Annotated in this window: 13 protein-coding genes; all 13 read left to right on the top strand. The window is 70.6% G+C overall.

All coding sequences use genetic code 11. The features are described from left to right. The first annotated feature begins 176 nt into the window (after positions 1 to 176). Positions 177 to 617: a DUF948 domain-containing protein gene (locus tag ACFWBD_RS34435; protein ID WP_062646681.1), complete on the top strand. Its 441-nt coding sequence runs from the start codon at positions 177 to 179 to the stop codon at positions 615 to 617. 8 nt (positions 618 to 625) lie between these two features. Further along, complete coding sequence (locus ACFWBD_RS34430; protein WP_385675699.1) at positions 626 to 973, top strand: hypothetical protein; 348 nt, start codon at positions 626 to 628, stop codon at positions 971 to 973. Next, the gene (gene alaS / locus ACFWBD_RS34425) at positions 973 to 3645 is read left to right on the top strand and encodes an alanine--tRNA ligase (protein WP_385675697.1); all 2673 of its coding nucleotides are present in this window, start codon (positions 973 to 975) and stop codon (positions 3643 to 3645) included. Before ACFWBD_RS34430 ends, alaS begins: the two co-directional genes overlap by 1 nt. Further along, the gene (gene ruvX / locus ACFWBD_RS34420; RefSeq protein ID WP_385675694.1) at positions 3642 to 4118 is read left to right on the top strand and encodes a Holliday junction resolvase RuvX; all 477 of its coding nucleotides are present in this window, start codon (positions 3642 to 3644) and stop codon (positions 4116 to 4118) included. Before alaS ends, ruvX begins: the two co-directional genes overlap by 4 nt. Positions 4119 to 4241: 123 nt before the next feature. Beyond that, the gene (mltG, locus tag ACFWBD_RS34415; RefSeq protein ID WP_385675691.1) at positions 4242 to 6023 is read left to right on the top strand and encodes an endolytic transglycosylase MltG; all 1782 of its coding nucleotides are present in this window, start codon (positions 4242 to 4244) and stop codon (positions 6021 to 6023) included. After that, complete coding sequence (locus ACFWBD_RS34410) at positions 6004 to 6861, top strand: shikimate dehydrogenase (protein ID WP_385675688.1); 858 nt, start codon at positions 6004 to 6006, stop codon at positions 6859 to 6861. The genes mltG and ACFWBD_RS34410 overlap by 20 nt, the downstream gene beginning before the upstream one ends. A gap of 176 nt (positions 6862 to 7037) precedes the next feature. Further along, positions 7038 to 8222, top strand: a complete 1185-nt coding sequence (aroC, locus tag ACFWBD_RS34405) for a chorismate synthase (RefSeq protein WP_385675684.1) — start codon at positions 7038 to 7040, stop codon at positions 8220 to 8222. Next, positions 8219 to 8734 carry a shikimate kinase gene (locus ACFWBD_RS34400; protein WP_385675681.1) on the top strand — a complete coding sequence of 172 codons (516 nt, stop codon included), beginning with the start codon at positions 8219 to 8221 and terminating at the stop codon, positions 8732 to 8734. The genes aroC and ACFWBD_RS34400 overlap by 4 nt, the downstream gene beginning before the upstream one ends. Then, positions 8731 to 9864 (top strand): 3-dehydroquinate synthase, encoded by a 1134-nt coding sequence (gene aroB, locus ACFWBD_RS34395; RefSeq protein WP_385675678.1) that lies wholly within the window; start codon positions 8731 to 8733, stop codon positions 9862 to 9864. The genes ACFWBD_RS34400 and aroB overlap by 4 nt, the downstream gene beginning before the upstream one ends. A gap of 189 nt (positions 9865 to 10053) precedes the next feature. After that, positions 10054 to 10890, top strand: a complete 837-nt coding sequence (locus ACFWBD_RS34390; RefSeq protein ID WP_385675675.1) for a Pro-rich N-terminal domain-containing protein — start codon at positions 10054 to 10056, stop codon at positions 10888 to 10890. Between the two features lie 91 nt (positions 10891 to 10981). Continuing rightward, positions 10982 to 12088, top strand: a complete 1107-nt coding sequence (locus ACFWBD_RS34385) for an aminopeptidase P family protein (protein WP_385675672.1) — start codon at positions 10982 to 10984, stop codon at positions 12086 to 12088. A gap of 51 nt (positions 12089 to 12139) precedes the next feature. Continuing rightward, complete coding sequence (efp, locus tag ACFWBD_RS34380) at positions 12140 to 12706, top strand: elongation factor P (RefSeq protein ID WP_351768132.1); 567 nt, start codon at positions 12140 to 12142, stop codon at positions 12704 to 12706. Positions 12707 to 12708: 2 nt separating this feature from the next. Continuing rightward, positions 12709 to 13143 carry a transcription antitermination factor NusB gene (gene nusB, locus ACFWBD_RS34375; RefSeq protein WP_385675668.1) on the top strand — a complete coding sequence of 145 codons (435 nt, stop codon included), beginning with the start codon at positions 12709 to 12711 and terminating at the stop codon, positions 13141 to 13143. Positions 13144 to 13203 lie beyond the last annotated feature (60 nt).

Raw genomic sequence — 13203 nt, 5'->3', positions numbered from 1 at the left:
CCGGATCGGTCTGCGGCCGTCGTAGGACTTCCGCGCCAAGGCCCGTCGTCCCGCTGCCCTTCGGGGCAGGTGGGACGGCGGGCTTTCGCACGCCTAATCCGGTACGGAACGCCGGCGTCGGCGCGATAGGCTCGCCTCCAGAGATAGCTGTTCGTCAGACAGGGAGCGGGTGCGCAGTGTCCGGTGGAGAGGTGGCCGGCATCCTGGTGGCCGTGTTCTGGGCGATCCTGGTCTCCTTCCTGGCCGTCGCGCTGGCGAGGCTGGCCCAGACGCTCAGGGCGACCACCAGACTCGTCGCCGACGTGACCGAGCAGGCCGTCCCGCTGCTGGCCGACGCCTCCGCGGCGGTGCGTTCCGCGCAGACCCAGATCGACCGGGTCGACGCGATCGCCACCGACGTCCAGGAGGTCACGTCGAACGCCTCGGCGCTGTCCACCACGGTCGCCTCCACCTTCGGCGGCCCCCTGGTGAAGGTCGCCGCCTTCGGCTACGGCGTGCGCCGGGCCCTCGGCGGCCGCAAGGACGACGTGCCCGCCAGGGAGCCCCGGCGGACCGTGATCGTGGGCCGAACGGTCTCCCGGCGGGAGAAGCGCAAGCCCCGTGGAAAGAGGGACTGAGACCAGCGATGTTCCGCCGTACCTTCTGGTTCACCACGGGCGTCGCCGCCGGTGTCTGGGCCACCACCAAGGTCAATCGCAAGCTGAAGCAGCTGACCCCCGAGAGCCTCGCCGCGTCCGCGGCCAACAAGGCGCTCGAGACGGGAGCACGCCTCAAGGACCGCGCGGTGGGTTTCGCGCTCGACGTCCGCGACAACATGGCCCAGCGGGAGGCCGAGCTGGGGGAGGCGCTGGGGATCCGCGACGATCCCGAACTCCCCGCGCCCCGGCGGTACACCGCCATCGAGAACCACCGCAGTACCCCCGAGCACCCCGAGCACACGACGTACTCGCACAACCGGAATGAGGACCACTGATGGAGTCGGCCGAGATCCGCCGCCGCTGGCTGAGCTTCTACGAGGAGCGCGGTCACACCGTCGTCCCTTCGGCGTCGCTCATCGCGGACGACCCGACTCTGCTCCTGGTCCCCGCCGGCATGGTCCCCTTCAAGCCGTACTTCCTCGGCGACGTCAAGCCGCCGTGGTCGCGCGCCACCAGCGTGCAGAAGTGCGTGCGCACGCCCGACATCGAAGAGGTCGGCAAGACCACCCGCCACGGCACGTTCTTCCAGATGTGCGGCAACTTCTCCTTCGGCGACTACTTCAAGGAAGGCGCCATCAAGTACGCCTGGGAGCTGCTCACCGCGCCCCAGGACAAGGGTGGTTACGGCCTGGTCCCGGAGAAGCTCTGGATCACGGTCTACAAGGACGACGACGAGGCCGAGCGCATCTGGCACGAGGTCGTCGGCGTGCCCAGGGAGCGCATCCAGCGCCTCGGCATGAAGGACAACTACTGGTCCATGGGCGTCCCCGGCCCCTGCGGCCCCTGTTCCGAGATCAACTATGACCGCGGTCCCGAGTTCGGGGTCGAGGGCGGCCCCGCCGTCAACGACGAGCGGTACGTGGAGATCTGGAACCTCGTCTTCATGCAGTTCGAGCGTGGCGAGGGCATCGGCAAGGACAACTTCGAGATCCTGGGCGACCTGCCGAGCAAGAACATCGACACGGGCCTCGGCCTGGAGCGCCTCGCCATGATTCTGCAGGGCGTGCAGAACATGTACGAGATCGACACCTCGATGGCCGTCATCAGGAAGGCCACCGAGCTGACCGGTGTCGAGTACGGCCGGGCCCACGAGTCGGACGTCTCGCTGCGCGTGGTCACCGACCACATGCGCACCTCCGTGATGCTCATCGGCGACGGCGTCACCCCCGGCAACGAGGGCCGCGGTTACGTCCTGCGCCGCATCATGCGCCGCGCCATCCGCAACATGCGCCTCCTCGGCGCCACCGGCCCGGTCGTCAAGGACCTCATCGACACCGTCATCGAGATGATGGGCCAGCAGTACCCCGAGCTGGTCACCGACCGCGAGCGGATCGAGAAGGTCGCCCTCGCCGAGGAGAACGCCTTCCTCAAGACGCTGAAGGCCGGCACCAACATCCTCGACACCGCCGTCACCGAGACCAAGCAGTCCGGTGGCGCGGTCCTCGCCGGCGACAAGGCCTTCCTGCTCCACGACACCTGGGGCTTCCCGATCGACCTCACCCTCGAGATGGCCGCCGAGCAGGGGCTGTCCGTGGACGAGGACGGCTTCCGCCGCCTGATGAAGGAACAGCGGGAACGCGCCAAGGCCGACGCCCAGGCCAAGAAGACCGGGCACGCCGGCGTGGGCGCCTACCGCGAGATCGCCGACCGGGCCGGTGCCACCGACTTCATCGGCTACGCCGACACCGAGGGCGAGTCGACGATCGTCGGCATCCTCGTCGACGGCGCCTCCTCGCCGGCCGCCACCGAGGGCGACGAGGTCGAGATCGTCCTCGACCGCACCCCGTTCTACGCCGAGGGCGGCGGCCAGATCGGTGACACCGGCCGTATCAAGGTGGACACCGGCGCCGTCATCGAGATCCGCGACACCCAGAAGCCGGTCCCCGGCGTGTACGTCCACAAGGGCGTCGTCCAGGTCGGCGAGGTCACGCTCGGCGCCAAGGCCCACGCCTCGATCGACCAGCGCCGCCGCACGGCCATCGCCCGCGCCCACTCGGCCACGCACCTCACGCACCAGGCGCTGCGCGACGCCCTCGGCCCGACGGCCGCCCAGGCCGGTTCCGAGAACCAGCCCGGCCGCTTCCGTTTCGACTTCGGCTCCCCGTCCGCCGTCCCGACGGCCGTGATGACCGACGTCGAGCAGAAGATCAACGAGATCCTCGCCCGCGACCTGGACGTCCAGGCCGAGGTCATGGGCATCGACGAGGCCAAGAAGCAGGGCGCCATCGCCGAGTTCGGCGAGAAGTACGGCGAGCGGGTCCGGGTCGTGACCATCGGCGACTTCTCCAAGGAGCTGTGCGGTGGCACCCATGTGCACAACACCTCCCAGCTGGGCCTGGTGAAGCTGCTCGGCGAGTCGTCGATCGGCTCGGGCGTCCGCCGCATCGAGGCCCTCGTCGGCGTCGACGCCTACAACTTCCTGGCCCGTGAGCACACGGTCGTCGCCCAGCTCCAGGAGCTGATCAAGGGCCGTCCGGAGGAACTCCCGGAGAAGGTCTCCGCCATGCTCGGCAAGCTGAAGGACGCCGAGAAGGAGATCGAGAAGTTCCGCGCGGAGAAGGTCCTGCAGGCCGCCGCCGGTCTCGTGGAGTCCGCCAAGGACGTCAGCGGTGTGGCCCTCGTCACCGGCCAGGTCCCGGACGGCACGACCTCCGACGACCTGCGCAGGCTCGTCCTCGATGTGCGAGGCCGCATCCAGGGCGGCCGGGCCGCCGTGGTCGCCCTGTTCACGGTGAACAACGGCAAACCGCTGACGGTCATCGCCACCAACGAGGCCGCCCGCGAGCGCGGTCTCAAGGCCGGCGACCTGGTCCGTACGGCTGCCAAGACCCTCGGCGGCGGCGGTGGCGGCAAGCCGGACGTCGCCCAGGGCGGCGGCCAGAACCCGGCCGCGGTCGGCGACGCCGTCGACGCCGTCGAGCGGCTCGTGGCGGAAACGGCCAAATGAGCGGGCTGACGAGGAAGGGCCGTCGACTCGCGATCGACGTCGGGGACGCCCGCATCGGGGTCGCCTCGTGCGACCCCGACGGGATCCTCGCCACTCCGGTGGAGACGGTCCCCGGCCGGGACCTCCCCGCGGCGCACCGCCGGCTCGGACAACTGGTCGAGGAGTACGAGCCGATCGAGGTCGTGGTGGGTCTGCCTCGCTCCCTCAAGGGGGGCGAGGGCCCGGCCGCGGTCAAGGTCCGGGGCTTCGCCCAGCAGCTCGCCAAGGGCATCGCGCCGATCCCGGTCAGGCTGGTGGACGAGCGGATGACGACCGTGACGGCCAGTCAGGGCCTGCGCGCCTCGGGCGTGAAGTCGAAGAAGGGCCGCTCGGTGATCGACCAGGCAGCCGCTGTGATCATCCTTCAGCAGGCGCTGGAATCCGAACGGGTGTCAGGTAAAGCACCGGGCGAGGGCGTCGAAGTGGTCATCTGATCGCGGTACGGTAACGTTCCGCGCGATGCGGCGGTGTTCGAACAGCGACCGCACAGAGAGAGACGGCACGGTGACGGGCCTGAACAAGCCGCGTGATCGCCGCCTCGCGGCTCTAGGGGATCGATGACTGAGTATGGCCGGGGCTCTGGCTCCGAACCGTGGCATCCGGAGGACCCGTTGTACGGGGACGGCGGATGGGAAGGGCAGCAGGCCCCCACGGGCCATCAGCCTGCCTACGGCGGCCAGCCACAGCACCACCCCTACCCGCAGCAGCAGGAGCAGCACCCGGACCAGCAGCAGGGGTACGGCGACTGGGGCCAGGGACAGGCGCAGCAGTACGACCAGCAGCAGTACGGTCAGCAGCAGTACGACCCGCAGTACCAGGGCTACGACCAGCAGCAGTACGCCGCTCAGGGCCAGCAGTACGCGCAGCAGAACCAGCAGGCCTACCACGAGGGGTATCAGGAGGGCGGCTGGGACGGCACGGGCACCCATGCCCACGTCCCCTACGCGGCCGACCCGGGTGACCCCTACGGTCAGCAGGCCGCGGCCTACGGCGCCGAACAGCCCGACTTCTACGGCACCCCGGAGGCCTACCCGCCGCCGGAGCCGCCCGCCCGGCGGCGTGCCGAACCCGAACCCGAACCTGAGCCGGTGCCGGTGCCGGAAGCCGAGTCCGAGCAGAAAACCGACTGGGACCCGGGACCCGATCAGGGTGAGCACGCCTTTTTCGCGGGTGGCGGGGCCGAGGACGACGAGGACGGCGACGAGCCGGAGGGCCGCGGGGACCGGCGGGGCCGGGGCGGCAAGGGCGCGAAGAGCAAGAAGAGCCGCAGCGGCTGCGCCTGTCTGGTCGTCGTGCTGGTGTTCGGCGGCGGTGTCGCGGGCGTCGGCTACTTCGGCTACGACTACTACAAGAATCGTTACGCCGCGGCTCCGGACTACACGGGCGACGGCACGAAGCAGACCGTGAGCATCCAGGTGCCCAAGGGCTCCGGCGGCGCCGCCATCGGCAGACTGCTCAAGGAGGCCGGCGTCGTCAAGAGCGTGGACGCGTTCGTCTCCGCGGTCACGAACAATCCCCAAGCGGGCGGCATCCAGGCAGGCGCGTACATCCTGAAGAAGGAGATGTCCGCGAAGAGCGCCGTGGAGATGATGCTCGACCCGGCCAGCCAGGCCAACGTGCTGGTCCCCCCGGGCCAGCGGAACGTGGCCGTCTACAAGGCCATCGACACGAAACTCGGACTTGCCTCCGGTACCACCAGGAAAGTGGCGGAGAGCGGGTACAAGACGCTCGGTCTGCCCGCCTGGGCGAACGACAACGAGGACATCAAGGACCCGCTGGAGGGCTTCCTCTTCCCGGGGACGTACGGCGCGGCCAAGGGCATGAAGCCCGAGGCGGTCCTGAAGTCGATGGTCGCCCACGCCAACGAGGTGTACGGCGAGTACGACCTCGAGGCCAAGGCCAAGACGCTCAAGCTCGAGAGCCCGTTGCAGGTCATCACGGTCGCCAGTCTCGTCCAGGCCGAGGGCAAGACGCACGACGACTACCGCAAGATGGCGGAGGTCGTCTACAACCGGCTCAAGCCGACGAACGACCAGACCAACCAGTTGCTCCAGTTCGACTCGACCTTCAACTACCTGAAGGGCGAGAGTAAAATCAACATCAGCGAGTCCGAGATCAACAGCAACAAGGACCCGTACAACACCTACACCAACAAGGGCCTGCCGCCCGGTCCGATCGGCAACCCCGGTGAGGACGCGCTGAAGGCCACGATGAATCCGACCACCGACGGCTGGATCTATTTCGTGGCGACCGACGGTGAGAGCAACACCGAATTCGCCAAGACCTACGCACAATTCCAGAAGCTCAAGGACAAGTTCGATGCCAGCTCGGGCAACTGACGCCCGCCGGGCCGCGGTGCTCGGCAGCCCCATCGCCCACTCCCTCTCCCCGGTGCTGCACCGCGCCGCGTACGAGGCACTGGAATTCACCGGCTGGACGTACGACCGCTTCGACGTCGACGAGGAGGCCCTGCCCTCCTTCGTCGCCGGACTCGGCGCCGAGTGGGCCGGTCTCTCGCTGACGATGCCGCTGAAGCGCGCGGTCATCCCGCTGCTCGACGAGGTCAGCGAGACGGCGGCCTCCGTCGAGGCGGTCAACACCCTCGTGTTCACCGAGGACGGCCGTCGGTTCGGCGACAACACGGACATCCCCGGCATGGTCGCCGCCCTGCGCGAGCGCGGTGTCGAACAGGTCGACTCGGCCGCGATCCTCGGCGCCGGCGCCACCGCGTCCTCCGCCCTGGCCGCCCTGGCCAGGGTCTGCACCGGCGAGATCGTCGCCTATGGCCGCAGTGCGGCCCGCGCCGCAGAGATGCGCCAGTGGGGCGAGCGGCTCGACGTCGAGGTCCGGATCGCCGACTGGGCGGACGCCGCCGACGCGCTCCGTTTCCCGCTGGTCGTCGCGACCACCCCGGCCGGGGCCACGGACGCCCTCGCCGCCTCGGTGCCGGAGCGTCCCGCCACACTCTTCGACGTGCTCTACGACCCGTGGCCGACCGAGCTGGCCGCCCGCTGGTCCATGTTCGGCGGCGCCGTCGTCAGCGGCCTCGACCTGCTCGTGCACCAGGCGGTCCTCCAGGTCGAGCAGATGACCGGCCGAGTCCCGGCGCCGGTGGAAGCCATGCGCAAGGCGGGCGAGCACGCCCTCGCCACCCGCGGGGCCTCGCACCACCCGTGAGCCCGTCCCCGCCCGGCCCCTCCGTCCGCTTGCTGGACCGGCGACCGGTTCCAGGGCCGGGACGTGGGAGGATCGGAGGTGGCGGGCCAGGGCCGCGCACCCGGTCACGCCACCGACGTACGCGACGGACGCGCGTGCGCAGAGCCGTATCAGGGCGCGAGCACTGAGGAGCATCGTTGAGCAGGCTGCGTTGGCTGACCGCGGGGGAATCCCACGGTCCCGCACTTGTGGCGACGCTGGAGGGCCTTCCCGCCGGCGTGCCGATCACCACGGAGATGGTCGCCGACCACCTCGCGCGGCGACGGCTCGGCTATGGGCGTGGTGCGCGCATGAAGTTCGAGCGCGACGAGGTCACCTTCCTCGGCGGTGTCCGGCACGGCCTGACCATGGGCTCACCGGTCGCCGTCATGGTGGGCAACACGGAGTGGCCGAAGTGGGAGCAGGTCATGTCGGCCGACCCGGTCGACCCGGAGATCCTCGCGGGCCTCGCCCGCAACGCACCGCTCACCCGCCCACGCCCCGGCCACGCAGACCTCGCCGGAATGCAGAAGTACGGCTTCGACGAGGCCCGGCCGATCCTGGAGCGCGCCTCCGCGCGTGAGACGGCCGCCCGGGTCGCGCTGGGCGCGGTGGCCCGGTCGTACCTGAAGGAGACGGCCGGCATCGAGATCGTCTCGCACGTCGTCGAGCTGGCCGCCGCGAAGGCGCCGTACGGCGTCCTGCCGACCCCCGCGGACGTCGAGAAGCTGGACGCGGACCCGGTCCGCTGCCTGGACGCGGACGCGTCGAAGGCGATGGTCGCGGAGATCGACCAGGCCCACAAGGACGGCGACACCCTCGGCGGCGTCGTCGAGGTGCTCGCGTACGACGTCCCGGTCGGCCTGGGCTCGCACGTGCACTGGGACCGCCGGCTGGACGCCCGCCTCGCCGCCGCCCTGATGGGCATCCAGGCGATCAAGGGCGTCGAGGTCGGCGACGGCTTCGACCTCGCGCGCGTGCCGGGTTCGAAGGCGCACGACGAGATCGTCACCACGTCCGAGGGCATCGGGCGTGCCAGCGGCCGTTCCGGCGGCACCGAGGGCGGCCTCACCACCGGCGAGCTGCTGCGCGTGCGCGCGGCGATGAAGCCGATCGCGACCGTGCCGCGGGCCCTGCGGACGGTGGACGTCGCCACGGGCGAGGCCACCCAGGCGCACCACCAGCGCTCCGACGTGTGCGCGGTCCCGGCCGCCGGGATCGTCGCCGAGGCGATGGTCGCCCTGGTGCTCGCGGACGCGGTGGCGGAGAAGTTCGGCGGCGACAGCGTCCCCGAGACCCGCCGCAACGTGCGGTCGTACCTCGACAGCCTGCACATCCGATGAGCGGGCCACTGGTCGTCCTCGTCGGCCCGATGGGCGTCGGCAAGTCCACCGTCGGGCAGCTGCTCGCCGAGCGGCTCGGCGTCTCCTACCGGGACACCGACGACGACATCGTCGCCGAGGCGGGCCGCAGCATCGCGGAGATCTTCGTCGACGAGGGCGAGGAGACCTTCCGCGCGATCGAGAAGCGGGCCGTGCGGGACGCGCTCGCCGGCCACGAGGGTGTGCTGGCGCTCGGCGGCGGCTCGATCCTGGACGCGGACACGCGCGCGCTGCTGGCCGGGCAGCGCGTGGTCTACCTGGCCATGGACGTCGAGGAAGCCGTGAAGCGCACCGGCCTTAACACGGCGCGCCCGCTGCTCGCCGTCAATCCGCGCAAGCAGTGGCGCGAGCTGATGGACGCCCGTCGCCATCTCTACGAGGGCGTCGCCACCGCCGTCGTGACCACGGACGGCCGTACGCCCGAAGAGGTCAGCCAAGTGGCCTTGGACGCTTTGGAGTTGAAGGAAGCATGAGCAGCGAGTCCGTAACGCGGATCCAAATCGGCGGCAGCTCGGGCTCGGAGCCGTACGAGGTCCTGGTCGGCCGCCGGCTGCTGGGCGAGCTCGGCGGGCTGATCGGCGGGCGAAGCGAGACGGGGGTCCCCCCGGCCGTAGGCTGGGGGAGGGTCAAGCGGGTCGCCGTGATCCACCCCGAGGCGCTCGCCGGCACCGGGGAGGCGCTCCGCGCGGACCTGGCCGAACAGGGCTACGAGGCCGTCGCCATCCAGGTGCCCAACGCGGAGGAGGCCAAGACCGCCGAGGTCGCCGCCTACTGCTGGAAGGCGCTCGGCCAGTCCGGGTTCACCCGCACCGACGTCGTCGTGGGCGTCGGCGGGGGCTCCACCACGGACCTGGCCGGATTCGTCGCCGCGACCTGGCTGCGCGGGGTGCGCTGGATCGCCGTCCCGACGACCGTGCTGGCCATGGTCGACGCGGCCGTCGGCGGCAAGACCGGCATCAACACCGCCGAGGGCAAGAACCTCGTCGGCTCCTTCCACCCGCCGGCCGGTGTGCTGTGCGACCTGGCCGCGCTGGACTCCCTGCCGGTCAACGACTACGTCTCCGGGCTCGCCGAGATCATCAAGGCCGGCTTCATCGCCGACCCGGCGATCCTCGAGCTGGTCGAGTCCGACCCCGAGGCCGCCCGCACCCCGGCGGGCCCGCACACCGCCGAGCTCATCGAGCGCTCCATCAGGGTCAAGGCGGACGTGGTGTCGTCCGACCTGAAGGAGTCCGGCCTGCGGGAGATCCTCAACTACGGTCACACGCTGGCGCACGCCATCGAGAAGAACGAGCGCTACAAGTGGCGGCACGGCGCGGCCGTGTCCGTGGGCATGCACTTCGCCGCCGAACTGGGCCGCCTGGCGGGCCGGCTGGACGACGCGACGGCCGACCGCCACCGCACGGTGCTGGAGTCGGTGGGACTGCCGCTGCACTACCGCTCCGACCAGTGGCCCAAGCTGCTGGAGAACATGAAGGTCGACAAGAAGTCCCGCGGCGACCTGCTGCGGTTCATCGTCCTGGACGGCCTGGCCAAGCCGAACGTCCTCGAGGGTCCCGACCCGGCCGTGCTGCTGGCCGCGTACGGGGAGGTGAGCGAGTAGGAGCGCGGGACGGGCGAGTAGGTCCGCCCGCTTCCCTTCCGCCCGATTCGCTTTCCACACCGGGCACTTCGGACCGCCCCCGGCCGTTCACCAAACGACAGCCGGGGGCGGTACCGTTCAGGAGCGAAAAGGGGATCCGCACCCCGCACAACCAGCGCCCATTGCCTGTACGAGACGGAGTGGCACCGGATGCAGCACGCAGTGGGTTCTCCGCTGCCGCCGCCCCACCAGCCGGGCGGCGCCCCCCAGCAGCAGCCGGGGTACCTCGGCGCCCCCTCGGGCCCGGTGCAGTCCGCGCCCCAGCCGCCGGTCCCGCCCGCGCCGCCGCCCGCCCCGCAGCACGCACCGGTCCCGCAGCATGCCCCGGTCGCTCAGGGCGCCGACACCACCGGGCATGTCCCGCTGCCGCCGGGCGGCCCCGTTCCCATGCCCAGCGCGCCACCCGCCCTGATCGTCCCCGACCCGGCGGCCACGACGCTGGCGGTGCTGCTGATCGGCCCGGCGGGTGCCGGGAAGACGAGCGTCGCCAAGTTCTGGGCCGACCACCGCCGGGTCCCCACGGCCCACGTCAGCCTCGACGACGTACGGGAATGGGTCCGCTCGGGCTTCGCCGACCCGCAGTCCGGGTGGAACGACCATTCCGAGGCCCAGTACCGCCTGGCCCGCCGCACCTGCGGCTTCGCCGCGCGCAACTTCCTGGCCAACGGCATCTCGTGCATCCTGGACGACGCGATCTTCCCCGACCGCCCGGCCGTGGGCCTGGGTGGCTGGAAACGGCATGTGGGTCCGGGCCTGCTGCCCGTCGTCCTGCTGCCCGGCCTGGAAGTCGTCCTGGAACGCAACGCCGAACGCTCCGGCAACCGCCGCCTCACCGACGAGGAGGTGGCCCGTATCCACGGCCGTATGGCCGGCTGGTACGGCTCCGGCCTCCCCATCATCGACAACTCCCAGCTGGACGTCCCGACGACGGCGAGGGTCCTGGACGACGTACTGGCGAGGGCGATCGCGAGCCCCCCGAAGTGGTAGAGCGCTCTCGAGCGCTCCGGTCCGAACCGGCCGGTTCCCCCGAACGCCCTCCCAACCGGCACAATCCAGCCATTCCTCCTACGCTCGTGTCATGTCAGAGGTCTACGCGTCCCGCCGCACCCGGCTGAGAGAACGCTGCAACGCGAGCGGCAGCGCCACCGCGCTGATCTCCCGCCCCGCCAACGTGAGATACCTCGCGGGCGCGGCCCCGGCCGGCGCCGTCCTGCTGCTGGGCAGACGTGAGGATCTCCTCGTCTGCACGGACCCGCCCGAGGACCGCCCGAGCGAGGGCCGGCCGGACGAGGCCCTGCGTGTCCACTGCCTCCACCGCCCCGGAGGCGATCCGGCGGTCGCCGCCGCCGATCTCCTCGTGGGTGAGGGCGGCGACTCCCTCGCGGTGGAGGAGCATCACCTCACGGTGGCCCGCCACCGCGAGCTGCGCTCCGTCGCGCCCCAGCTGCGCCTCGCGGACCTGGGCGGCGCGGTCGAGCAGCTGAGGGTGGTGAAGGACGAGGAGGAGATCTCCTGTCTGCGGATCGGCGCCGAGATCGCCGACCAGGCCCTGGGGGAGCTGCTGGAGTCCATCCTGGTGGGCCGTACGGAACGGCACCTCGCCCTCGAACTGGAACGGCGCCTCGTCGATCACGGCGCCGACGGCCCCGCCTTCCCCACTTCGGTCGCCACCGGCCCGAACTCCGGCCGGCGCGGGCATCGGCCCACCGACCGACGCGTCGAGGAGGGCGACTTCCTCTCCGTCTGCCTGGGGGCGAGCTACCGCGGCTACCGCTGCGAGATCGGCCGTACCTTCGTGATCGGCACGTCCCCCGCCGACTGGCAGATCGAGCTGTACGACCTCGTCTTCGCTGCCCAGCGGGCCGCACGCGAGGCCCTGGCACCCGGCGCCGCCTTCCGGGACGTGGACCGAGCGGCCCGCCATATCCTGGACTCCGCGGGGCACTCCGAGGGCCTTCCGGCGCTCACCGGACACGGTGTCGGGCTCGAAATCGAAGAGGACCCGCAGTTGTCTCCCGCGGCCATGGGTAAACTGGACGCTTGCGTGCCTGTCACCGTCGAACCGGGGGTCCACCTCCCGGGCCGGGGCGGTGTCCGGATCGATGACACGCTCGTCGTGCGCCCCGAGGCGGACGGCGGACCCGAGCTACTCACCATCACGACCAAGGAGCTGCTCGCCCTTTAGACAGGTGCGTGCACCGGGGTCGTCCACGTCAGTCCAGGAGATTCCGCAACCGTGGCTTCCACGAACGACCTCAAGAACGGCCTGGTGCTCAAGCTCGAAGGCGGCCAGCTCTGGTCCGTCGTCGAGTTCCAGCACGTCAAGCCCGGCAAGGGCCCGGCCTTCGTGCGCACCAAGCTGAAGAACGTGCTTTCCGGCAAGGTCGTCGACAAGACGTTCAATGCCGGCGTCAAGGTCGAGACGGCCACTGTCGACAAGCGCGACATGCAGTTCTCGTACATGGACGGCGAGTACTTCGTCTTCATGGACATGCAGACCTACGACCAGCTGCTGGTCGACCGCAAGGCCGTCGGCGACGCCGCCAACTTCCTGATCGAGGGCTTCACGGCCACCGTCGCGCAGCACGAGGGCGAGGTGCTCTTCGTCGAGCTGCCGGCCGCCGTCGAGCTCGTCGTGCAGGAGACCGAGCCGGGCCTCCAGGGGGACCGCTCCACCGGTGGCACCAAGCCCGCCACCCTGGAGACCGGTCACCAGATCCAGGTCCCGCTCTTCATCACCACCGGTGAGAAGATCAAGGTCGACACCCGCACCAGCGACTACCTCGGCCGGGTGAACAGCTAACCGTGGCTGCTCGCAACACGGCCCGCAAGCGCGCCTTCCAGATCCTCTTCGAGGGCGACCAGCGCGAAGTCGACGTCCTGACGGTCCTCGCGGACTGGATCCGGCTCTCCCGGGCCGACACCCGGCAGCCGCCCGTGAGCGAGTACACCATGCAGCTGGTCGAGGGCTACGCCGGTTACGCGCGGCGCATCGACGACCTGATCTCGCAGTACTCGGTCGGCTGGACGCTGGACCGGATGCCGGTCGTCGACCGGAACATCCTGCGTCTCGGCGCCTACGAGCTGATCTGGGCCGACGAGACCCCGGACGCGGTCGTCCTCGACGAGATGGTGCAGCTGGCGAAGGAGTTCTCCACGGACGAGTCGCCGTCGTTCGTCAACGGCCTGCTCGGCCGGTTCAAGGAGCTCAAGCCGTCTCTGCGCCGGGACGAGGCGTAACGGCACAGCAAGCCGCACGACAGTGCTACGACAACGCCTGAGGGCCCGCAGCGACACGCC

This window comes from Streptomyces sp. NPDC060002, assembly GCF_042737245.1.
In the GTDB taxonomy this organism is placed as follows: domain Bacteria; phylum Actinomycetota; class Actinomycetes; order Streptomycetales; family Streptomycetaceae; genus Streptomyces.
Note: the sequence above shows the minus strand (reverse complement) of the source record. Positions and strands in the feature narration are given on the sequence as shown.

Coding starts and splice junctions, on each gene's coding strand:
- ACFWBD_RS34430 (WP_385675699.1), top strand. CDS start 626: ATGTTCCGCCGTACCTTCTGGTTCACCACGGGCGTCGCCGCCGGTGTC.
- alaS (WP_385675697.1), top strand. CDS start 973: ATGGAGTCGGCCGAGATCCGCCGCCGCTGGCTGAGCTTCTACGAGGAG.
- ruvX (WP_385675694.1), top strand. CDS start 3,642: ATGAGCGGGCTGACGAGGAAGGGCCGTCGACTCGCGATCGACGTCGGG.
- mltG (WP_385675691.1), top strand. CDS start 4,242: ATGACTGAGTATGGCCGGGGCTCTGGCTCCGAACCGTGGCATCCGGAG.
- ACFWBD_RS34410 (WP_385675688.1), top strand. CDS start 6,004: ATGCCAGCTCGGGCAACTGACGCCCGCCGGGCCGCGGTGCTCGGCAGC.
- ACFWBD_RS34400 (WP_385675681.1), top strand. CDS start 8,219: ATGAGCGGGCCACTGGTCGTCCTCGTCGGCCCGATGGGCGTCGGCAAG.
- aroB (WP_385675678.1), top strand. CDS start 8,731: ATGAGCAGCGAGTCCGTAACGCGGATCCAAATCGGCGGCAGCTCGGGC.
- ACFWBD_RS34390 (WP_385675675.1), top strand. CDS start 10,054: ATGCAGCACGCAGTGGGTTCTCCGCTGCCGCCGCCCCACCAGCCGGGC.
- ACFWBD_RS34385 (WP_385675672.1), top strand. CDS start 10,982: ATGTCAGAGGTCTACGCGTCCCGCCGCACCCGGCTGAGAGAACGCTGC.